The sequence below is a fragment of the Arthrobacter sp. cf158 genome (assembly GCF_900106835.1).
Lineage (GTDB): Bacteria > Actinomycetota > Actinomycetes > Actinomycetales > Micrococcaceae > Arthrobacter.
In genome coordinates this window covers 21,889-42,782 of record NZ_FNNR01000004.1, presented here as the reverse complement: position 1 = coordinate 42,782, position 20,894 = coordinate 21,889, and the positions used below count along the sequence as shown (strand labels likewise).

Genomic DNA, 20,894 nt, shown 5'->3' with positions numbered 1-20,894 from the left:
CAAATGAAACGATTCAAAGACGAGTAACCCTGGAGATCCGCACATGAGGGTTTGTTTCCGCTCTTCAGTCCAGCCGGAACTGATGGCCGAGTACAAGCAGCGCCACGCCGCCGTATGGCCGGAGATGCTGTCCGCATTGAAAAACGCAGGGTGGAACAACTACTCCCTGTTCCTTGCTCCCGATGGCCAGCTGATCGGCTACCTGGAATGCGAAGACTACGCGGAAGCGCAGGCCCGCATGGCAATCACTGAGGTTAACGCCCGCTGGCAGGCCGAGATGGCATCCTTGTTCGCCAACAGTGACCTCCCTCCAGACCAGGGCTTTGAAATCGTCGAGGAAGTTTTCAACCTTGAGGATCAGCTCGCCGCAGCAGGCGTCACAGATGCCGCCTACCCCACACACATCAATAAGCACGCCGCCCACGAATACCAAAAGGAACAAGCATGAACACCACAGAATCGGCCCTGGGCCGTCTAGGGGAACTGGCCATTGAAGTGCCGTCCTGGGCCTACGGAAATTCCGGGACCCGGTTCAAGGTCTTCGGCACCCCGGGTACTCCGCGCACCGTTCAGGAAAAGATCGCCGACGCCGCCAAGGTTCACGAACTCACGGGGCTCGCTCCTACTGTGGCACTGCACATTCCCTGGGACAAGGTTGATGACTACGCCGCCCTCCGCGAATACGCCGCTGGCCTGGGCGTGGGGCTGGGCACCATCAACTCCAACACTTTCCAGGATGACGAGTACAAGTTCGGCTCCCTGACCTCGTCCAACGAGTCCGTGCGCCGCCGGGCCATCGATCACCACCTGGAGTGCATCGAGATCATGCACGCCACCGGGTCCAAGGACCTGAAGATCTGGCTTGCTGATGGCACCAACTACCCCGGCCAGGATGACATCCGCGGCCGCCAGGACCGCCTGGCAGAGTCGCTCCAGGAAATCTACGCGGGCCTCGGTGACCAGCAGCGCCTGGTCTTGGAATACAAGTTCTTCGAACCCGCTTTCTATCACACCGATGTTCCGGACTGGGGAACGTCCTACGCTCAGACCCTTGCACTGGGTGAGAAGGCCTTCGTCTGCCTGGACACCGGCCACCACGCCCCGGGCACCAACATCGAGTTCATCGTGATGCAGCTCCTGCGTCTGGGCAAGCTGGGCTCGTTCGACTTCAACTCCCGCTTCTACGCCGATGATGACCTGATTGTTGGCGCAGCTGATCCGTTCCAGCTGTTCCGCATCATGCACGAGGTCATCCGCGGTGGTGGCTTCGGCAAGGACTCCGGTGTCGCGCTGATGTTGGACCAGTGCCACAACCTCGAAGAGAAGATCCCGGGCCAGATCCGCTCGGTCCTCAACGTCCAGGAAATGACCGCCCGCGCCCTGCTGGTGGACACCGCAGCACTCTCCGAAGCACAGCGTGCCGGGGATGTCCTGGCCGCCAACGGCATCTTCAACGATGCCTTCTACACCGATGTCCGCCCGGTCCTGGCTGAGTGGCGCGAATCCCGCGGCCTGCCCGCCGACCCGATGGCCGCGTACAAGGCCAGCGGATACCAGAAGAAGATCAACGAGGACCGCGCAGGCGGCCAGCAAGCCGGATGGGGCGCATAAAAGGCATGAACATGCAGAACACAACCAAGACTGTTGAAGAGCTGATTTCCCGTTCCAACCGCCTCGGCGCGGACAAGCGGAACACCAACTTCGCCGGCGGCAACACCTCCGCCAAGGGCACCGAGAAGGATCCTGTCACTGGCCAGGACGTTGAACTCCTGTGGGTCAAAGGCTCCGGCGGAGACCTCGGCACGCTGAAGGCTGAGAACCTGGCCGTCCTCCGGCTGGACCGCTTGCAGGCACTGAAGTCCGTTTACCCCGGCGTCGAGCGTGAAGACGAAATGGTGGCCGCGTTCGATTACTGCCTGCACGGAAAGGGCGGCGCTGCGCCGTCCATCGATACCGCCATGCACGGCCTGGTGGACGCTGCGCACGTTGACCACCTGCACCCTGACTCGGGGATTGCCATCGCGACGGCGGTGGACGGCGAAGCCCTGACCTCCAAGGTCTTCGGCAGCAAGGTGGTGTGGGTTCCCTGGCGCCGTCCCGGATTCCAGCTCGGCTTGGACATCGCGGCGATCAAGGAAGCCAACCCGCAGGCCATCGGCACCATCCTGGGCGGCCACGGCATCACTGCCTGGGGCGCCACCAGTGAAGAAGCAGAGGCCAACTCGCTCTGGATCATTGACCAGGCCGAGAACTACATCAAGGACAACGGCAAGGCCGAGCCCTTTGGTGCCAAGCTCGCCGGCTACAGCGCCCTCCCGGAAACTGAAAGAAAAGCCAAAGCAGCCGCCCTCGCTCCCGTGATCCGCGGCCTGGCCTCCACCGACAAGCCGCAGCTGGGGCACTTCAGTGATGAGGCCGTCGTGCTTGAATTCCTCGAGTCCGCAGAGCACCCGCGCCTCGGCGCGCTGGGCACCTCATGCCCGGACCACTTCCTGCGCACCAAGGTCAAGCCCCTGGTCTTGGACCTGCCGGCCGACGCCACCATCGAGGAGTCAACCAACCGCCTCAAGGAACTGCACGCCGCGTACCGCGAGGACTACCAGGCGTACTACGACCGCCATGCAGACGAAAACAGCCCGGCACTGCGCGGGGCCGATCCAGCAATCGTGCTGATCCCCGGCGTGGGCATGTTCTCCTTCGGCAAGGACAAGCAGACCGCCCGCGTGGCCGGCGAGTTCTACATCAACGCCATCAACGTGATGCGCGGCGCCGAGGCCATCTCCACCTACGCCCCCATCGAGGAATCCGAGAAATTCCGCATCGAGTACTGGGCCTTGGAAGAAGCCAAGCTCGCCCGCATGCCCAAGCCCAAGTCCCACGCCACCCGCATCGCGCTGGTGACCGGAGCGGCGTCGGGCATTGGCAAGGCGATCGCCACCCGTCTGGCGTCCGACGGCGCGTGCGTCGTGATTGCCGATCTGAACCTTGAGAACGCCCAGAAGGTGGCCGAGGAGCTGGGCGGTTCCGACGTCGCCATCGGCGTCCAGGCCGACGTGACCGACGAGGCCCAGATTGCTGCCGCGATCCAGGAAGCGGTGCTCGCGTTCGGTGGCCTGGACCTGGTAGTCAACAACGCCGGCTTGTCCATCTCCAAGCCGCTGCTGGAAACCACGGAGAAGGACTGGGACCTCCAGCACAACGTCATGGCCAAGGGCTCGTTCCTGGTGTCCAAGGCCGCGGCCAAGGTGATGATCGATCAGGGCCTCGGTGGAGACATCATCTACATCTCCTCCAAGAACTCCGTGTTCGCCGGCCCCAACAACATCGCCTACTCCGCCACCAAGGCTGACCAGGCGCATCAGGTCCGCTTGCTCGCCGCCGAACTGGGCGAGTACGGTGTCCGCGTCAACGGCATCAACCCCGACGGCGTGGTCCGCGGCTCCGGCATCTTCGCCGGCGGCTGGGGCGCCAAGCGCGCCGCGGTGTACGGCGTGGACGAGCAGGAACTGGGCAAGTACTACGCCCAGCGCACGCTCCTCAAGCGCGAAGTCCTTCCGGAACACGTGGCCAACGCCGCGTCCGTGCTCACCAGCAACGAGCTCTCCCACACCACCGGCCTCCACATCCCCGTGGACGCCGGCGTGGCAGCAGCCTTCCTCCGCTAGGACCGACAGTGACCAACGGAACCACCACGGACACCGCCCCGGCACACGCTGGGGCGGTGTCCGCTCCGCAGGCAAACCAGGTATTTGCCGCCATCGACATCGGCGCCTCCTCCGGCCGCGTCATGCTGGGTCGCGTCTCCCCGTCCACAGGAGTGGCCCTCGAGACGATCCACCGCTTCCCCAACGGGGTGGTAGAGCTCGACGGCGGCCTCCGCTGGGACTTCGACGCCCTGTTCGCTGAGGTACTCAAGGGTCTGGCGGCTGCCGCTGACGTGGCGGCCACGAACGGCGAGCACATCACCAGCATCGGCATCGACACCTGGGCTGTGGACTACGGCCTGGTGAACGACGCCGGCGAACTCACCTCGGTTCCGTTCAGCTACCGGGACGAGCGCAGCCGGGCCACGGTGGAGCGGGTCCATGCAGTTATTCCCCCTGAGAAGCTGTACGCCACCACCGGCTTGCAGTATTTGCAGTTCAACACCGTGTATCAGCTCGCTTCAGAACCGAATCTGGACGGTGTGCAGGCTCTTCTGATTCCGGACCTGATCGCGTTCCTGCTCACCGGTGAGCGCCGCACCGAGGCCACCAACGCCTCCACTACCGGGCTGTTCGACGCTGTTGCGGGCGAGTGGGCCACGGGGTTCCTGGACGCCCTGGGCCTGCCCAGGAACATCTTCCCTGAGCTCATCCAGCCCGGAGAAACCGTGGGCACACTGTTGCCGGCGATCCTTGAGCAGACGGGCTTGCCAGCGGACACCGCGGTAGTGGCTGTGGGCTCACATGACACAGCCTCGGCAGTGGCAGCCGTTCCCGCGCAGGAACAGCCCTTTGCCTACATCTCTTCCGGCACGTGGTCGCTGGTGGGCGTGGAACTGAACAAGCCCGTGCTCACTGAACCGAGCCGGAAGGCCAACTTCACCAACGAACGCGGCGTGGACGGCACTATCCGGTACCTCCGCAATGTCGGTGGCCTGTGGTTGCTCAGCGAATGCCAGAGGGCCTGGGCTGCGCAGGGATTCAGCCAGTCGCTGCCCGCGTTGCTCGATTCGGCTGCGGCACTGCCAACCGGCGGTCCGCAGATCAACGCTGACGACCCCGCGTTCACGGCGCCGGACAACATGCCGGACCGCATCCGCGCTGCCGTGCGCAACACCGGTGCCGTGCTCCCGGACCGGCCCGCCGCCGTCGTGCGTTGCATCATGGACAGCCTCGCCGCCGGGTATGCCCGGACTCTGGCCGAAGCAGAGCGGCTAACGGGCCGCAGCACCGGAGTGGTGCACATTGTGGGCGGAGGTTCGCAGAACCGGCTCCTCTGCCAGCTCACTGCGGACGCCACGGGCAAAACCGTGGTTGCTGGACCTGTTGAGGCGACCGCGCAGGGCAATGTCCTGGTGCAGGCACGCGCTGCGGGCGTGGTGACGGGCGGATTGGCTGAGCTGCGGGGGCTTGTGGTCGCGGGAACCAGCTTGGAAAACTACGAGCCATCCCACGAGGTCAGCGGCGTGGCATCCTGACGCCGCTGACCTCTCGGGCGAACGTCTGGTACGTCACAGCGCCGGACGAGGGTGCCGCGCTAAACTGAACGCATTATGATCCGCACAATGTTCAAGTCCAAGATCCACCGTGCAACGGTGACCCATGCCGACCTCCACTACGTCGGTTCGGTCACTGTCGACCTGGACCTCCTGGACGCGGCCGACATCCTTCCCGGTGAGCTCGTCTCCATTGTGGACGTCACCAACGGCGCCCGGCTGGAGACGTACACCATTGCCGGCGAGCGCGGTTCCGGCGTGATCGGGATCAACGGCGCGGCCGCCCACATGGTCCACGTCGGCGACACCGTCATCCTGATCACCTACGCGGAAATGACCACGGAAGAGGCCCGGGCGTACCAACCCAAGGTGGTCCACGTGGGCAAGGACAACAAGATCCTGCAGCTCGGAAACGACCCCGCGGAGGGCCACACGCCCGGACTCATGCGTCCGCCGCACGCCCTCAGCAACGCAGCGCACCTGAGCTAAGGCTCAACAACAACGCTCGACGCCGGCACTCACTGGGGTGCCGGCGTCGAGCGCGTTGTGGCGTCCACATAACGGAACTTCCGCCTGAAAACGCTTACTCGGATGCCGTCTCTGGCTAGGCTGGGAACCGTGACCCGCCGAAACCCCACCCGTCCGCTGTCATGATCGGCGTCCTGTCCGGGTTTTTTGTTGTCTGGGCCATCATCCTGGTTGGCATGTTCGTTGGGCGTCGCGGCATTCTGGGTGAGAATGCCCGCTCGGTGCTGAGTTCGCTGACGTTCTTCGTGGCGAGTCCGGCGCTCTTGTTCGAAACCCTGAGCAAGGCCAAGCTGCACGATGTTTTTGCCGCGCCTCTCTTGGTGACCGCGGTAGGCGCCGTCATCACAGGGCTGCTGTTCTTCCTGATCGTCAAGTTCTGGCTCAAACGCAGCATGCCGGAGGCGCTCATGTCATCGATGAGTTCGTCGCTGGCCAACTCGGCCAACCTCGGCATCCCCATTGCCGTGTTCGTCCTGGGCGATGCCAGCTATGTGGCGCCCCTGCTGATTTTCCAGCTGGCGTTCTTCACACCGATGTACTTGATGGCCCTCGATGCCAGCACCAGCTCCCACCGCACCACTCCCCTGCGTTTCCTGTTGATGATCGTGAAGAACCCCATGATTGTGGGCTCAGCACTGGGCCTGCTGGTGGCAGGTACTGGTTTCCAGGTGCCCACGCTCATTCTGGAGCCCATCCACCTCATTGGCGGCGCAGCGATCCCGGCCATGCTCATGGCGTTTGGCATGAGCCTCAACGGATCCAAGCCCCTGCAGAAGTCCGCCGGACGCAGGCTGGACACCTTGTTGGCGAGCGGGTTTAAGTTGATTGTCCACCCGCTGATCGCCTACCTCTTTGCACGCTTTGCCCTGGGCATGGAGGGGCACGCCCTGTTTGCCGTGGTGGTCACCTCCGCGTTGCCCACAGCCCAGAACGTGTTCGTGGCGGCCAACCGCTACCAGGCCGGAATCACCGTGGCCAAGGACACCGTGCTCATCACCACCATCGTGGCGGTACCGGCAATGATCGCCGTGGCGTTGTTGCTCGCGTAGCGCTGTCCTTTGGCCGGGCTACTCCACGTCCGCGCTGGCCAGGTAATGGTCCAGGAGCTGTGCGCAACGGATGAAGCCCAAATGCGAGTACGCCTGGGGATGGTTGCCCAGGTGCGTCTCAGTCCCGGGGTCGTACTCCTCCGGCAGCAAACCCGTAGGCCCGAACAACGCCACCAATTGGTTGAACAACTCCAGCGCATCGTCCAAACGGCCAACCGCGAGGTAGGCCTCTATCAGCCAGGTGGTGCAGATGTGGAAGCCGCCCTCCAAACCCGGCAGGCCGTCGTCGTACCTGTACCGGAACACTGTGGGCCCCACCCGCAACTCCCGCTCAACGGCCGTCACGGTATCCAGGAACCGCTGGTCCTGGACATCCAGAAGGCCCGAGATCCCGATGTGCAGGACCGCGGCGTCCAGGTCCGGACTGTCGTAGGCCACCGTGTACGACGCAGCGGACGAGTCCCAGCCTTCACGGAGAACTTCTTCCCGGATCGTGGCGGCCGTGGGCGCCCAGTCCGCGTGAGGTGAACGGCCGTGGAGCGTGGCGGTCCGCCCAGCGCGGTCCAGCGTCACCCAGCACATGACTTTGGTGTACACATGATGCCGCGGCGGCCGGCGGGCTTCCCAAATGCCGTGGTCCGGCTCGTGCCAGCGGGCAAGTACCGCGTGCGCCATCTGCTCCATGAGGAACCAGTGCTCCTCCGGCAGGAATCCGCGCCGCTCCGCCAGATCGTGAATCAGTTCTGCGATGGGCCCAAAGACATCCAGCTGGACCTGGTGGTCAGCCGCGTTGCCGATGCGCACGGGCCGCGAACCCGCATAGCCAGGCAGGCTTTCCACGATTGCTTCCGTGGACAACGGGGAACCGGTCACGGAGTACAAGGGGTGCAACCATTCCGGGCCGGGGGCGTTGTCCAGGATGCGTCCCAGCCAGCGCAGGAACCCGTCCGCTTCATCCGTGGATCCCAGCGAAACCAACGAGTTCACCGTCATGGACCCGTCACGCAGCCAGCAATACCGGTAGTCCCAGTTTCGCGTCCCCCCGATGCCTTCCGGCAAGGACGTGGTGGGCGCTGCGAGGACGGCGCCGGTGGGCTCATGGACCAACGACTTCAACACCAGGGCCGAGCGCCGCACCAGCGAGGTTTTGATGCTGGGCAACTGCAGCGCCTTGACCCACTCACGCGCTACCTGCCCGACGGCGGCACGACGGTTGGGTTCGCCCGCCGGGTCCGCGGGTGGCGGCTCAGTATCGCCGCACCGCAGGTTCAGCACGATCGGGCCGTCCTGGAGGGAGATTTCCGCGGTTGCCGTGGCGTACTTTCCGTCGCTCGTGATGAGGAACGTGACTCCCGGCGCGGAGAGGATGATCGGATCCGAGGTGCCGATGATGTGCACTTCCTCGCCGCGGGCCTCCATGCTGAACGGCGCATTGGCATAGTCCGGTCTTGGTGCGAACACCACCCGGGCCCTTCCCGTGCCGGAAAGTACGCGGACCAGGCTGGTGATGCCCTCAGGGGCAGGCTCCAGGTAATCGGTGACAGTAACGTCCGCCCAACGTGTCTCCACAATCATGGTGTTGTCCACATAGCGCTGCGCCAATACCGGCGAGGGCTTCATGGGCTCAATGCTGAAGTGCCCCGCGGGATCCCCTCCCAGGATATGGGCAAACAACGATCCCGAATCGGGCAGCGGATGGCTCATCCAACAAACCTTGGCATCCGGTGTGAGCAATGCCGTGGAGCTTCCGTTGCCGATCATCGAATGCCGCTCCAAACCGACGGCGTCCTCGCCAAAAAGCCAGGCCCGCCGCAGTTCGAACAACAAAGCCAGCACGCGCGCAAAGGCTTCCGGGTCCGGAAGGGTGTGTGCCGCCGTCGTATCCCCCGATCCCACATGCAAACCGAGGTCCGGTCCGCGCAGGGTGGCCAGTGCTTTCTCGTCACTTTCGGCGTCCCCCGCGTACAGCGCGGCGCTGACCCCGAGCCGTGCGCGTAGCTGCTCCAGCGCCTGGCCCTTGGCGGGTTCCTCAACCGTGAGGTCAAGGACGGAACCGTCAATGATGAAGTACAGCCCGCATTCAATGGCGATCTGCTGGGCCCTGAAAATGACGCGGTCCACTACCTCGGGCGTCGCGGGCCTGGTGTGCACGGCCAGGCCCACCGGCTTGCGAACAATGCTGACGCCCTTCTCGAACCCCACGGCCTCGGTCAGCGCCGTAGCCACCTGTTGGAGGAGCTGCTCCGTAGCGAGGGAGAGCGTGTAGGCATAGCCCATGTCGAACTCCACACCGTGGGACCCCACCAGGTGAACCTCGGCCGGAAGCCTGGACACTGCAGCCAAGTCCCTCAGCGACCTGCCGGAGATGATGGCCGTATGGGTGTTCGGCAAGGCTGCGAGGGCACGGAGTGCCACTGCTGCGCTGTCCAAAGGAAGGGTCTCCGTGGACACACCCTCTGCGGAGCAGAGCGTACCGCCGTAGTTGCAGGCCACCAGCAGGCCCGGGACGCGCGCCAGCACCTTGAGCTCTGAGAAGAGCTGGGGCGTAATACCGTTCTCCGCGTCCGACTGCAGGAAGGTCCGGAGCAGGCCAAGCGGGAGCGATTTCATCAGCAGTGCAGAGTCGGCGACCGACTGGTTCAGGTGCGTAGGCATGGCGAATCCTTCCGAAGCGGATAGCTACAGTTTCCGCCCGGACGGTTTCGCTTGCATACCTCCCTGATTGCAAACGAGTAAAGCTTTTCCTTGGATTTATGCGGGAACCAGGCCCGCGACGTCCGCCACGAGCTCCACGGACCGCAAGCGCTCCCCGGTGCCGACGCTCTGGTGGGCCACAATCAGCTCATCCGCGTCAGCGTGCTTGGTGAACTCATCAAGGTAGTCCCGGACGACGTCCTTGGTGCCCACGGCAGAGAATTTCATCATTTGGGCGATGTGCTGGCCCTGCGGGGAATCGAGGACCATGTCCGCTTCGTCGTCCGTGAACTCGCGGCCGCCGCCGAAGAACAGCGAGACCCGGGCGCGCTTGACTGCGAGATGGATAGCCTGTGCCTCGGCATTGCTGTCCGCTGCGGTGACGTTCACGCCGGCAATGACGTGCGGCTCCGACAACTGCGCCGAAGGCTTGAAGTCACGACGATAAATGGCCACGGCATCCTGCAGCGCGGCAGGGGCGAAGTGGGAAGCAAAGGCATACGGAAGCCCCAGTTGGGCGGCCAGCTGCGCGCCGAACAGCGAGGATCCCAGGATGTACAGCGGAACGTTGGTGCCCTTGCCCGGCGTCGCTTCAACACCTTGGATGCGCGTGGGGCCGGTGAGGTAGCCCTGGAGCTCCAGGACGTCCTGCGGGAAAGCGTCAGAGGACATATGGTCGCGGCGCAGCGCACGCATGGTGTTCTGGTCGCTGCCAGGAGCACGGCCCAGGCCGAGGTCGATCCTGCCCGGGTGCAGCGTCTCCAATGTCCCGAACTGCTCAGCGATGGTCAAGGGCGAGTGGTTGGGCAACATGACGCCACCTGCGCCGAGCCGGATGGAATTGGTGTGCGCGGCCACATGGGCGATCAAGACGCTGGTGGCCGACGAAGCGATGGCGGACATGTTGTGGTGCTCCGCGTACCAGACCCGGCGATAGCCCAACTCTTCGGCCTTCTGCGCCATGGCCACACTGCCCGCGAGGCTTTCCGCCACCGTCTGGCCCTTCCCGATGGTCGCCAGGTCCAGGATGGAAAGAGGAACAGTCACGGGGAAATGCCTTTCAGTACGTTTCGCGGCGCCCGCACGGTTGGTTGCCGGGCACTCTAGCCACAACGACGGCGGCACCCGGCTTATTTCTGTGAGTTGCGTCGCGCGGTGGTTTCTCCAGGTTCCCGGGGTGCTTTTGTGACACCGTTCGACGCCCGATTAACCGCCGTGACCCCCTGTATCCCAGCGTTTCAGGGCGCTTTGACCACCTCCCAAGGGCTACCGGATAGTTGCAGCCACAAGCACGCATCAGACGTCCCGTTTCGGGCAACCCAAGGAGAACTCATGGCACGTTTCGCAGCCAAATCCGGCGTGACCGCGGCCCTGGCCGCCACCGCCCTGCTGGGGCTCGCGGCCTGCTCGGACCCGGGCGCAACGGCGGCGACGGCGCCGTCGGTATCCAGCTCATCCGCCAGCACCACCAAGGAATTCAACCTGACCCCGCAGCAGGACCGCGTCAAGGTGACCGTTGATTCCGCAGCCGCCGCCAAGGTTCCGGACGCCATCAAGGCGGACGGCAAGCTGACCGTCGTGACCACCGGCGGCACACCACCGTTGAGCACGTTCGCCACTGACAACAAGACGCTGATTGGCAGTGAGGTGGACATTGCCTACGCCGTGGGCGAGACGCTGGGACTGCAGGTTGAGGTTCTTCCCGTCGCATGGGCGGACTGGCCCCTTGGCGTCGAATCAGGCAAGTACGAGGCCGTCCTGTCCAATGTGACTGTTACTGAAGCCCGCAAGGAAAAGTTCGACTTCGCCACCTACCGCAACGACCTCCTGGGCTTCTACGCCAAGTCAGACTCGGACATTTCCACCATCAAGGAAGCCAAGGACGTTGCTGGTAAGCGCATCATCGTTGGCTCAGGCACCAACCAGGAAGCCATCCTGGTCCGCTGGGACGAAGAGAACAAGAAGAACGGCCTGAAGCCGGTTGAGTTCCAGTATTACGACGACGACTCCGCCTCCCAGCTCGCCCTCCAGTCAGGTCGCGCTGACCTGACGTTCGGGCCGAACGCCTCCGCAGCCTACAAGGCCGCAAAGGATGGGAAGACCAAGGAAGTTGGCACGCTGGAAGGCGGCTGGCCGCTGAAGGCCGAGATCGCCTTCACCACCAAGAAGGACAACGGCCTGGCAGTGGCCGCCCAAGCTGCGCTCAACACCCTCATCAAGGATGGCAACTACGCCAAGATCCTGGACCGCTGGGGGCTTTCCTCCGAGGCCATCCCGGCGTCCGAACTGAACCCGGCAGGCCTGCCCAAGAAGTAGGAACCGCTGCGGCAGGGCACCCTGCCGACGTCGAATCCCCGCCGGACATCAATCGGCGGGGATTCTTGCGTGGTGTGGGGCTTAGAAGTGTGCGGGGTCCGTGTTGGCGCCGCAGAGAATCACCGCAACGGTCTCGCCGTCGTGCGGTTTATACGCCCCGGACAACAGCGCCGCGTACGCTGCAGCTGCCCCGTGCTCCACCACGATGCGGTGCTTCTCCCACAGGTCGCGCCGGGCCTGGACGATGTCCTCGTCGCTGACAAGGACGCTTTGCACACCCGTACGGCGGGCCACTCCGAAGCCAATCTCGCCAATCCGGCGGGCACCCAGCGAATCGGCTGCAATGCCGGAGACTGCCACGTCCACCGGCTCGCCCTTGGCCAATGCCGTGTGCAGGGTAGGGACAGTCTCCGGTTCAACACCCACCACGTGCGCCCGGCCTTCGGCGGCTGCCGCAATGCCGCCCATCAACCCGCCGCCGCCAACAGCAACAACGATCGTGTCGACGTCGGGCAGTTCATCCAGCAGTTCCAGTCCCACACCGCCGGCTCCGGCCACGATTTCCGGCTGGTCATAGGCGTGGCAGTAGACCGCGCCCTTCTCCTCGGCGAAGCGGATGGCGGCGGCATACGCCTCGGCATATTCGCTGCCGCCCTGCACTACCTTCGCGCCAATGGCGTACAGCTTGTGCACCTTGTTCGCCGGTGCGGATTCGGGAACGAACACAGTGGCTGGCACGCCCAGTTTCGCGGCTGCGTAGGCGTTGGCCAGGCCGGCGTTGCCACCGGAAGCCACCACGATCCCAACCTCCGGATCCAGTTCGCCGTTCTCCTTCGCCGCCAGCAGCCGGTTGAACGCACCGCGGGCCTTGAATGAGCCCGTGTGCTGCATGTACTCGCATTTGAACCACAGGTGATACGGTTCCTGGTTGCCGCTCTCGGCCAAGGGTGTGTGGCGAACCCAGCCTGATGTCCGTGAATATGCGGCTTCTACTTCTTCGCGTGTAACCATGAGGGCGGCACCTTTCGTCCGCTTCATCCTACGGGTGGCGGGAACGCTTCCGCCTAGTACGTTGCGCCGTCCAGGCACACACCCCTCCCGGCACTTCTCCAGGACTTTGTTCCCGTTTGCGCTCACGGCAATTTGCCGTTGCACATGAAACCCCTGATTTCACTGGATCCACCGCATCTTTAATTCGTCGGATCCCAGCATCGATAAAACCGGGTTCTGCACGTGAGTAGACTTACCCCATGTTTATCCTTCTCAGCAGTTTGGGTGCTGCCTGCACTGTATTGGTTGCGGGAATCCTAACCTGGGCCGCAGTTTCAAAAATTAGGCGGCCATGGACCATGAATGAAGCTCTCACAGGGCTGGGCCTTTCATGGATAAGCTCTGTTCCATTTGCGGCCCGGATTATTCCGTGGGGTGAATTGATGCTCGCCGCATTCCTTCTCATTCTCCCCGGATTCTACGGTTTTCTGGCTGCGTGGCTGACCGTTTTGGTCGGCATCGTATTGCTGTGGATCGTGTATCGGGCCCATGTGCGTGTGACGGATGCTTCCTGTTCCTGCTTTGGTACCAAATCCGACGTCACGCGACGCACCATCGCCAGGAACGCGATATTCCTTGTACTTGCGTTGGCAGGTGCCACCTTGAGACCAGACTTCCTGTGGTTCCCTGAGCGGGTGGTTCCCACCCTGACAGTGGCGTTGATGATGACCGTAGTTGCAGCCCTGGGGTGGACCATGGCCTCAGCGCCGGCGCCCCCTTCCGGCAGCACGTTGATGGTTCCCCGCGTACTCCGTTCGAGCCAATTGGTTTTCCGGGCGGCGAACGGCGACGACGTTGCCCTGAGTGACCATCTGGCTGGCCGCGCCGGCGTCCTCGTCTTCCTGGGAGAGGGCGAGGAGAACGATCTGGCCCTCGCGGAGGCCATCTCCTCAGCAGGGTCACTGGAGCCAAACGCAACAGTTGTTACCGTGGCACCCGGCCTGACCCCGGGGGTCACTTTCGCGGACGTCGGTTCAATGGGATCGCGGCTTGCAGGAGTGACCTACTATCCAACCGCACTGCTCGTGGGCAGAGACGGGATCGTAGCGACGGAACCCAGTGACGGTGCCGGGATAGCCGCGGTGACAAGCCTGGTCAGTGCTGTCAGTGACGCCCTGACTGCCGATAACCTCACAACAAAGGCTTAGTACTTAAGGTGCACAAGGCTCGCTTGACGTGAGGTGGACTTCCATACTTGAAAGGCCCGGACGAGGTCCTGGTTTTCCATGCAAAAGCACCCTTCAATCGAGAGGTAGCCAGTGGCCACCATTCCCAGCAGTCCCACACGCCGTCAAGTAACCAAAGGTGCAGCCTGGGCTGCACCAGCCATCATGGCAGCAGTCGCCGCACCGGCCGCCAGCGCGTCCACCCTGCCCAGTTGCCCTACGTGCTTTTCAACAGGTTCCGTAGGCGCGTTCACTTCACAAGCCATCGTCGTAGGCGGAAAAGGGACGCTCGCATTTACCAGCGCCTTTAACATCAACGCGATGGGTTGCGACCTTTCCCTTTTTGCACCCACATACACGATTCTCACAACGAGCGCGACGCTCACTATGTCCAATGGACAAACCTACACTCAGACAATCAACCTTGGTGCCGGGCAGGGCACGCTGGGTGCTATCAGCGCCGTATGGGAAAACCTCATCTTCACCGGAATTAGCTTCCCGAATGGCGGCAGCATTCTTAGTGGATATTCCGTAGTACCAAAGAGCATCTGCATCAGCTTTATTTTCATTCTTGAAGGTCTTCCATTCCTCCTCAAGGTCGAATGCCCACAGACCCTTTGCTGGAACATCAACTCCACAGCTACGGGAGTCGTGGTAGGTGGCCTCGGTACACTCAATTTCACCGGGGCTTTCAGTGCCTGATCAAAAGAATTGGAGCTATTAGCGCGGTTACCAGCGAACACGGCAACTGGAATTCCGGTGATCCCGCTTTTTAATGAAATACGAGTATGAGTCTGAACGTCGCATCAGACTCATACTCGCAATCGCTCTGCCGCTCTCCTCGGCTGCTCATCTGTAAAGCGGTCCGCCCCAGAGATTGACAGGCCACTTGATTCGCTGAAGATACGTTCAGGGATCCCATGTAGTCCCCCCTGGTGTCCTGACGCCGATGGGCTGGCACAGTCTTCCGGTCCACGCAGACGCCGCTCGCCCTCGAGATGGTCCCGCGCTGACGTCGCAACGAGGCCGGAACAGTCCGACACTCTGCGTCTGCCGGTTCCTCAATCCACGTCAGCTCGGGAAGCCGAACAATCCCGTAGCAATCTGCATCGCCCTCCATACGCTTTGAAGCTGAAAGCCGCACCTCGGGACGTGACCGTGCGCATCTCGGTTCCGGGCCACCGCAACCACCAGCGAGGTCGGCGTCGTTGTGTCCCACGCCTAGAGACTCTCCAGATCCGGGGCTGGGGTGGCCTGGGCGGCCGAAGCGTCAATGTCGGCAGAGCGCTTGATTGAGCGACGCGCCCTGCGCCGGTCATTGAGAAGGCAAATCCCGATTGCCACAAAGAACAAGAGCAACATCGGTGCAGCAAGATAGAACATGCTCATGGCGTCGCCCCCGGGAGCAGCCATTGCAGCAAAGAGACACACCAGGAAAAGCGTGATGCGCCAGCTCTTGATGAGTTGGACTCCCTTGATGACCCCAGCCAAATTCAGCCCGACCAAGACAACTGGCACAAGGAACGAAATACCGAAGGCCAGGAGGAGTCTCAGGACGAACGCCAAATACGTGGTGGCGCTGATGAAGTTGGATCCACCGGTGGGCGTGAACTCAGTGAGTACCCGCACGGCGTTCGGCAGTACAAGCCAGGCCAGAAGGATGCCGGCGAGGAACAAGGGCACGGCCGCTGCCACGAAAGCCAGAGCCATACGCCGCTCCTTCTTGTGTAACCCGGGCACAATGTATGCCCACAACTGATAGATCCACACGGGGCTGGCAAGGATCAAACCAAGAAAGACAGATACCTGGATCATTAGATCGAAGGAACTGGCCACACCATCGAAGTTGAGAGTGGACGCCCGTCCATCTTTCTCATTGAGGACTTTGATGGGCTCGATCAAAGCGTCCAGAAGCGGCTGATAAACAATGAACGCCAACACAGTGCCGCCAATGACACCGATGCCAGCCCTGAAGAGTCGGGTCCTCAGTTCCTTGAGGTGCTCCAGAAGAGCCATCCGGGCTTCGGGGTTGCCCTTCCGTCCGCTTCCCCTGGCTCCCTGGCCGGCCATGCCGCGATTGGTTTCTGTCACTTCTCTAGACGCGGTCTGCGGTTGAACTGTGCGACGCGGAGGGCTTCGGACCCACCACCGACTCGGGCTCAGACTCAGGCTCAGGCGGGGATCCCTCGGCTGTGGTGTCAGCGACCTCACCCTTCATCGTCCGGACGTCGGACCTGAGGATCCGCATCGATTGCCCAAGGCTGCGCGCCAAGATGGGCAGCTTCGGCGCCGCAAAGAGCAACAGTGCCAGGACGATGATGATGAGGATGTGCCAGCCTTCGAGCTTCATGTGGGAGCCCTTTCTCTATGGATACATCTACAAAGTGCGCTTGAGACCTGATTCGTGTCTCATTTTTTGGCGGGCGCCTGCTGGAGACGCTCCTCCCAAGAAAAGTGGCCGACGCGTCCCTGAAGGTGCCAGGGCCGAAAGTGGCGCCGACGTCGTCGATCCACTGGGCATGTCGCGGTTGCTGGGTCAGGGCACCAAATGAGCTACGTTCCCCATCCGGCTATGGGCAGCTTGCTCTTACGCTGTGTGTGGAGCGCGAACCCTGGATATGGCGACCGCGCGGGGGCTACAGCAGCGTGGCCCCGTAAACACGGCACATTCTCAGTCCGGTTTACCCGTGGGAAGAGCCGTGTCCGAAATCGGGGGCCGATGTGGGCTCAACACCGCGTGGCACTGGATCCGGCTGGCCCGTGGCTCTGGACGACAGCGACGCGGGCCGGGTGGAGCGTGTGCGTTCAGGCGATAAAGCCGCTTTCGAGACACTCTTCGAACGTCATCGGAGCATGGCCCGTCACGTCGCTGAAGAGCAAACAGACAACTCTGCTGACGTGGACGACGTCGTCGCGGACGCCTTTGCCTCGGTGTTCGAATCGCTGGCTGCCGGCAAGGGCCCGGACACGTGCTTCCGTGCCTACTTGCTCACAACTGTCCGGCGCATCGCCCATAAGGTCAATCGTTCCGGATCGCGGACCCGGCCAACGGATGATCCCTTTGTCTTGGACTCACCGGATGTCCATCATGATCCCGTCATGACCAGGTTCGAGTCCGCTGCTGTGGCCCAGGCATTCAAAGCCCTCCCTGAACGCTGGCGGGCAGTTCTCTGGTATGTGGACATTGAAGGCATGAAACCAGCTGCCGCCTCGAAGATGCTCGGGCTTAGTGCCAACGGTGTCTCATCGCTGGCACTGCGCGCCAGAGAGCGTCTGAGGCAGGTGTACCTCCAGCAACATGTCAGCGAGTCTGTAAGCGCTGATTGCCGCGAGTATTCAAGCCAGCTGGGTGCCTACGCACGCAAAGGACTCCGCAAGCGATCCCGGGAAAGGGTCCGGCTCCACCTTGAGAAGTGCACGCGGTGCACCGCCCGGTTGCTGGATCTCATCGATGTTCAATCGCCTATGCGGCCAGCTCGCTGGTCACAGCCAAAGCCTTCGCTGCGGCCTCGCAAGAGCTCGCCACCCTCGTCATCCACTACACCATCATGACTCAGGGCCGCTTGCTGCGGCCCTGAGGGAGTACCAGCGAACCCCAGGATTCCAGCCCAGGACCCCATAGGCTGGTGGCATGCCTGATTTCGTCCTCCGCCCCTCCGTGGCTACTGACGCTGCATGGATCGCCGAATTGCGCGCCGTGGTGATGCGCCCTGACCTGGAGCGGTTGCAGCGTTACGATCCTGTTAGAGTCCGCGAGCGCTTCCTGAACGGCTTCCAGCCCGAGCACACGTACATCATCCATTCCGACGGTGTGGACGCCGGTGTGATCGCGCTCCGTCCCGAGCCGGACAGCCAGTGGATTGAACATTTCTATGTGGCTCCGGCGCACCAAGGCAAAGGGTTGGGCGGGGCGGTGCTTCGGCACATCATGGAGGCATCAGCGGACGAACGCCCGTTCCGTCTGGACGTGCTGCAAGGAAGCCCGGCCCGCGGCCTTTATGAGCGTCACGGCTTTGAGCTGGAATCCGAGGACCCGATCGATGTCTTCATGGTGGCCCCCGGACACCCCTGACCGCGCTTCCGGAAGTACGGTAATCTCAGCACAAACCTACGCACCATGAGTGCCGGCTTCCGGGGGGAAACAAAATGGGGACATTCCGAGCGCGCGCTCTAAAGCTCGCAACTATTGCAGCTGTGGCCCTGTCGGCCAGTCTGGTGGGTCCAGGGCCAGTCTCCGCGGCGTCCCAGCCGACGCCAGTCATCGACGGCGTTCCTTATGTTGGTGCCGAAATGCGTCGTCAATACAACTATGACTATTTTGGTTGCCGGAACCCTGACGGCAGCGGCGACGCCATTACCCTGGAGTGGTTGCGCGACGGTGTGCCCCTCCCGGAGGAACGGCAAGGGGATACCCTGCGGGTCCTGGCCGAGGACCAGGGCAGCCGCATCTCGATGAGGGTCCACCCGCTCACCCCCGGCGAACCAGGGTGCCCCACCGGCACCCAGTTGAGCGCTGAAACGAAGCCCATCAAAGCCTCCAGCAGGGCCATGGGCTGGACGGGCCGGGGAAACTTCGAACCGCTGGGCCGCACGGCCGATGGCCGGCTCATCCTCTACCCCCGGACTTACACCTATATCAAGGGCGGTTGTGAGGGCGCATGCCCAACGTACCGGGGCGAATGGGACGAACCCGTACAGGTTGGGCAGGGATGGAACATCTTTGACATCGTTTTCTCCCCCGGCGATTTTGACGGCGATGGCTTCAACGATCTCCTGGCCCGGGACTCCGCAGGCCGGCTCTTCCTTTACCCGGGTGACGGTGACGGCGGGTGGCTCGCCAGGGAACAGGTAGGCCAAGGCTGGAACGTCTTTGACTCCATCGTGGGCCCTGGGGACTTCAACGGTGACGGCATGAACGACGTCCTGGCGCGGAATGCAGCCGGAGATCTTTACCTTTATCCCGGCGACGGCAACGGGGGGTGGCTCTCCCCCACCAAGATCGGCCAAGGCTGGCAGGTCATGGACAAGCTCATCACCGCAGGTGACATCAATGGCGACGGACCCGTGGAGATCTACGCCCGTGACAGCAGCGGCCGCCTCTTCCTCTACCCGGCCAATGGCACAGGCGGATGGCAACCGTCTTCCATGATCAGCAGCGGCTGGGGCGTCTTTTCCGAGATCGCCGGCTTGGGAAGTTTCAGCCACTCGAGGTACAACGACCTCGCCGCGATCAACGGCAACGGTGACCTGGTCACCTACTCCTCAGGCGCGTCCACGGCTGTCCTTTGGGGTCCCTACGGACCCGTGGGCAGTGGCTGGAACGTCTTCCGCCAACTTCTCTAGCCTCCGGGGGCTAAAGCGCCTGACCCCACACCGTCAGCTGGAGATTGATGGTGCCGCGGGCAGCGTCCGTGGTGTCCGGCGTGTCATTCTGCTGGATCATTCCGCGCCGCTGGAACGTAGAACTACGGAATTCCGGGGTCCCAGCCAAGCGGCGCAGGAATGATCCAGCAAAATTAATCAGCCGAGTCATCAGACCTGTACCGGGTCTTCGGACCGCACCGGCGTCTCGAGCCCCAGGTTTTCCCGCAGGGTAGTCCCACGGTATTCCGTCGGGTAGACGCCGCGTTCCTGGAGTTCGGGCACCAGGTGGTTCACGATGTCGTCCAGACCTGTGGGGATGAGCCACGGTGAAATGTTGAACCCGTCCACGGCCCCAACCCGTGCATATTCGGCGAGGTGGTCCGCCACCGCGGTGTAGGAGCCGGTGAAGGTGGCATCGATGCGCGCAGTCTTCGAGGTGACAAACTGGCGGATGGAGAAGCCCTTGTCCTTTGCCTCAGCCCGCCACTGATCGGCAAGTTGCCTTGCCTTGGCACCATGGAAGCCGCTGCCACGGGTCTCCGAGGTTTCCTCCACCACGGGGTCGATCTCCGGCAAGGGACCATCCGGGTCATAGGAAGAAAGCTCCCGGCCCCAGAACTGCTCCAGGTACGCGATGGCCTGCTGCGGTCCGATCTGCAGGCTACGGACCCAAGCCTTCTTTTCCTGGGCTTCCTGGTCAGTGGCTGCCAGGATGAACTCGCTGGCCGGCATGATCTGGACGGCATTGGCTCCGCGGCCCGCAGCCACGGACCGTGCCACGATGTCGCGGCGGAACTCCACGGCGTTATCGAATTTGGGGTGGGCGGAGAAGATCACGTCTGCCTGCCGGGCTGCGAAGTCGCGGCCTTCCGGGGAGTCGCCGGCCTGGAAGAGCACAGGACGGTACTGGGCGCTTCGCGGCAAACGCGGAGTGACGTCCACGGTGTAGTGCTGGCCTTCGTGCACCACACGGCGGGCCGGGCCGGACGGAGTCTCCCAGGAGTCCCAGATGCGCTTGGCGGTTTCCACGAACGCCTCGGCGTGCTTGTAGCGGTCAGCGTGGTCCAGATAGCCACCACGGCGGAAGTTGGCTCCCGTCCAGGCGTTATCCGTGGTCACCACGTTCCACGCAGCGCGTCCACCAGAAATCAGGTCCAGGGAAGACAAGCGGTGCGCGAGGTCTGCGGGATCGTTGTAGGTGGTGTTCTGCGTGGCCACCAGGCCGATGTTGGTGGTCACGGCGGCGAGTGCGGCAAGCATGGTCTGAGCGTCGGGCCTACCCACAACGTCCAAGGCATGCGGGCGTCCGAGGTGTTCACGGAGGCGCAGCCCTTCGCCCAGGAAGAAGGCCGCGAACTTTCCGCGCTCGGCAGTCTGGACGATGTGCCGGAACGACTCGAAGTCCGTCTGTGAGCCTGATTCCTGGGCTTTCCAGATGGTCCCGGAGTTCACTCCTTGGAAGAAGATGCCGAACTGGATCTGGCCGCTCGGCTGGAAAATAGCACGGTTGTGCTGTGTCATGGGGTC

General features: G+C 63.0%; 18 protein-coding genes. 12 read left to right on the top strand and 6 right to left on the bottom strand.

Annotation, left to right across the window (positions count from 1 at the left end; all coding sequences use genetic code 11):
* Window positions 1–43: 43 nt before the first annotated feature.
* The 6 genes from BLW08_RS09000 to BLW08_RS08975 all read left to right on the top strand — a co-directional run bounded on the left by BLW08_RS09000 (window position 44) and on the right by BLW08_RS08975 (window position 6,777).
* A complete protein-coding gene (locus tag BLW08_RS09000) occupies window positions 44–448 on the top strand; it encodes an L-rhamnose mutarotase (protein WP_091324579.1) in 405 nt (134 codons plus the stop codon).
* Window positions 445–1,611, top strand: a complete 1,167-nt coding sequence (rhaI, locus tag BLW08_RS08995; protein ID WP_091324577.1) for an L-rhamnose isomerase — start codon at window positions 445–447, stop codon at window positions 1,609–1,611. Before BLW08_RS09000 ends, rhaI begins: the two co-directional genes overlap by 4 nt.
* Before the next feature lie 11 nt (window positions 1,612–1,622).
* Complete coding sequence (locus BLW08_RS08990; RefSeq protein ID WP_091324575.1) at window positions 1,623–3,665, top strand: bifunctional aldolase/short-chain dehydrogenase; 2,043 nt, start codon at window positions 1,623–1,625, stop codon at window positions 3,663–3,665.
* Between the two features lie 8 nt (window positions 3,666–3,673).
* Window positions 3,674–5,182, top strand: a complete 1,509-nt coding sequence (locus BLW08_RS08985) for a rhamnulokinase (RefSeq protein ID WP_091324574.1) — start codon at window positions 3,674–3,676, stop codon at window positions 5,180–5,182.
* A 75-nt stretch (window positions 5,183–5,257) separates the two neighbouring features.
* Complete coding sequence (gene panD / locus BLW08_RS08980) at window positions 5,258–5,689, top strand: aspartate 1-decarboxylase (RefSeq protein WP_175538633.1); 432 nt, start codon at window positions 5,258–5,260, stop codon at window positions 5,687–5,689.
* Between the two features lie 161 nt (window positions 5,690–5,850).
* Window positions 5,851–6,777 (top strand): AEC family transporter, encoded by a 927-nt coding sequence (locus BLW08_RS08975; protein WP_090822740.1) that lies wholly within the window; start codon window positions 5,851–5,853, stop codon window positions 6,775–6,777.
* Between the two features lie 18 nt (window positions 6,778–6,795).
* Here BLW08_RS08975 and BLW08_RS08970 read toward each other — a convergent pair whose 3' ends face one another.
* Both BLW08_RS08970 and BLW08_RS08965 read right to left on the bottom strand, forming a co-directional pair.
* Window positions 6,796–9,432, bottom strand: coding sequence for a trehalase-like domain-containing protein (locus tag BLW08_RS08970; RefSeq protein ID WP_091324572.1), 2,637 nt, complete (start codon window positions 9,430–9,432; stop codon window positions 6,796–6,798).
* A 96-nt stretch (window positions 9,433–9,528) separates the two neighbouring features.
* A complete protein-coding gene (locus tag BLW08_RS08965; protein WP_091324570.1) occupies window positions 9,529–10,518 on the bottom strand; it encodes an LLM class flavin-dependent oxidoreductase in 990 nt (329 codons plus the stop codon).
* Between the two features lie 285 nt (window positions 10,519–10,803).
* On the opposite strand from BLW08_RS08965, the gene BLW08_RS08960 reads away from it, so the two are divergent.
* Window positions 10,804–11,787, top strand: coding sequence for an ABC transporter substrate-binding protein (locus BLW08_RS08960; RefSeq protein WP_090822734.1), 984 nt, complete (start codon window positions 10,804–10,806; stop codon window positions 11,785–11,787).
* 81 nt (window positions 11,788–11,868) lie between these two features.
* Here the strand turns inward: BLW08_RS08960 and BLW08_RS08955 are convergent, their stop codons facing one another.
* On the bottom strand, window positions 11,869–12,798 hold the full coding sequence (locus BLW08_RS08955; RefSeq protein WP_091325063.1) for a threonine/serine dehydratase: 930 nt from the start codon (window positions 12,796–12,798) through the stop codon (window positions 11,869–11,871).
* A 239-nt stretch (window positions 12,799–13,037) separates the two neighbouring features.
* On the opposite strand from BLW08_RS08955, the gene BLW08_RS08950 reads away from it, so the two are divergent.
* Window positions 13,038–13,985 carry a MauE/DoxX family redox-associated membrane protein gene (locus BLW08_RS08950; protein WP_368086877.1) on the top strand — a complete coding sequence of 316 codons (948 nt, stop codon included), beginning with the start codon at window positions 13,038–13,040 and terminating at the stop codon, window positions 13,983–13,985.
* Between the two features lie 111 nt (window positions 13,986–14,096).
* A complete protein-coding gene (locus tag BLW08_RS08945; protein ID WP_091324567.1) occupies window positions 14,097–14,705 on the top strand; it encodes a hypothetical protein in 609 nt (202 codons plus the stop codon).
* A gap of 519 nt (window positions 14,706–15,224) precedes the next feature.
* On the opposite strand, the gene tatC is transcribed toward BLW08_RS08945, so the two are convergent.
* The gene (gene tatC / locus BLW08_RS08940; RefSeq protein WP_175538653.1) at window positions 15,225–16,019 is read right to left on the bottom strand and encodes a twin-arginine translocase subunit TatC; all 795 of its coding nucleotides are present in this window, start codon (window positions 16,017–16,019) and stop codon (window positions 15,225–15,227) included.
* Window positions 16,020–16,098: 79 nt separating this feature from the next.
* Window positions 16,099–16,353: a twin-arginine translocase TatA/TatE family subunit gene (locus BLW08_RS08935; RefSeq protein WP_091324565.1), complete on the bottom strand. Its 255-nt coding sequence runs from the start codon at window positions 16,351–16,353 to the stop codon at window positions 16,099–16,101.
* 410 nt (window positions 16,354–16,763) lie between these two features.
* On the opposite strand from BLW08_RS08935, the gene BLW08_RS08930 reads away from it, so the two are divergent.
* The 3 genes from BLW08_RS08930 (at window position 16,764) to BLW08_RS08920 (ending at window position 19,346) form a co-directional block, all read left to right on the top strand.
* A complete protein-coding gene (locus BLW08_RS08930) occupies window positions 16,764–17,555 on the top strand; it encodes a sigma-70 family RNA polymerase sigma factor (protein WP_254779795.1) in 792 nt (263 codons plus the stop codon).
* Window positions 17,556–17,634: 79 nt separating this feature from the next.
* Window positions 17,635–18,075, top strand: a complete 441-nt coding sequence (locus BLW08_RS08925) for a GNAT family N-acetyltransferase (RefSeq protein ID WP_091324563.1) — start codon at window positions 17,635–17,637, stop codon at window positions 18,073–18,075.
* A 74-nt stretch (window positions 18,076–18,149) separates the two neighbouring features.
* The gene (locus BLW08_RS08920) at window positions 18,150–19,346 is read left to right on the top strand and encodes an FG-GAP repeat domain-containing protein (RefSeq protein ID WP_091324561.1); all 1,197 of its coding nucleotides are present in this window, start codon (window positions 18,150–18,152) and stop codon (window positions 19,344–19,346) included.
* Between the two features lie 189 nt (window positions 19,347–19,535).
* On the opposite strand, the gene BLW08_RS08915 is transcribed toward BLW08_RS08920, so the two are convergent.
* Window positions 19,536–20,888, bottom strand: coding sequence for an NtaA/DmoA family FMN-dependent monooxygenase (locus tag BLW08_RS08915; RefSeq protein WP_091324559.1), 1,353 nt, complete (start codon window positions 20,886–20,888; stop codon window positions 19,536–19,538).
* Window positions 20,889–20,894 lie beyond the last annotated feature (6 nt).

Excerpts from the sequence above, each read along its gene's own strand:
- BLW08_RS08950 (WP_368086877.1), top strand. The coding sequence starts at position 13,038 with ATGTTTATCCTTCTCAGCAGTTTGGGTGCTGCCTGCACTGTATTGGTT.
- BLW08_RS08955 (WP_091325063.1), bottom strand. The coding sequence starts at position 12,798 with ATGGTTACACGCGAAGAAGTAGAAGCCGCATATTCACGGACATCAGGC.
- BLW08_RS08960 (WP_090822734.1), top strand. The coding sequence starts at position 10,804 with ATGGCACGTTTCGCAGCCAAATCCGGCGTGACCGCGGCCCTGGCCGCC.
- BLW08_RS09000 (WP_091324579.1), top strand. The coding sequence starts at position 44 with ATGAGGGTTTGTTTCCGCTCTTCAGTCCAGCCGGAACTGATGGCCGAG.
- BLW08_RS08920 (WP_091324561.1), top strand. The coding sequence starts at position 18,150 with ATGGGGACATTCCGAGCGCGCGCTCTAAAGCTCGCAACTATTGCAGCT.
- panD (WP_175538633.1), top strand. The coding sequence starts at position 5,258 with ATGATCCGCACAATGTTCAAGTCCAAGATCCACCGTGCAACGGTGACC.
- BLW08_RS08990 (WP_091324575.1), top strand. The coding sequence starts at position 1,623 with ATGCAGAACACAACCAAGACTGTTGAAGAGCTGATTTCCCGTTCCAAC.
- BLW08_RS08935 (WP_091324565.1), bottom strand. The coding sequence starts at position 16,353 with ATGAAGCTCGAAGGCTGGCACATCCTCATCATCATCGTCCTGGCACTG.
- tatC (WP_175538653.1), bottom strand. The coding sequence starts at position 16,019 with ATGGCTCTTCTGGAGCACCTCAAGGAACTGAGGACCCGACTCTTCAGG.
- BLW08_RS08925 (WP_091324563.1), top strand. The coding sequence starts at position 17,635 with ATGCCTGATTTCGTCCTCCGCCCCTCCGTGGCTACTGACGCTGCATGG.
- BLW08_RS08915 (WP_091324559.1), bottom strand. The coding sequence starts at position 20,888 with ATGACACAGCACAACCGTGCTATTTTCCAGCCGAGCGGCCAGATCCAG.
- BLW08_RS08975 (WP_090822740.1), top strand. The coding sequence starts at position 5,851 with ATGATCGGCGTCCTGTCCGGGTTTTTTGTTGTCTGGGCCATCATCCTG.
- BLW08_RS08970 (WP_091324572.1), bottom strand. The coding sequence starts at position 9,432 with ATGCCTACGCACCTGAACCAGTCGGTCGCCGACTCTGCACTGCTGATG.
- rhaI (WP_091324577.1), top strand. The coding sequence starts at position 445 with ATGAACACCACAGAATCGGCCCTGGGCCGTCTAGGGGAACTGGCCATT.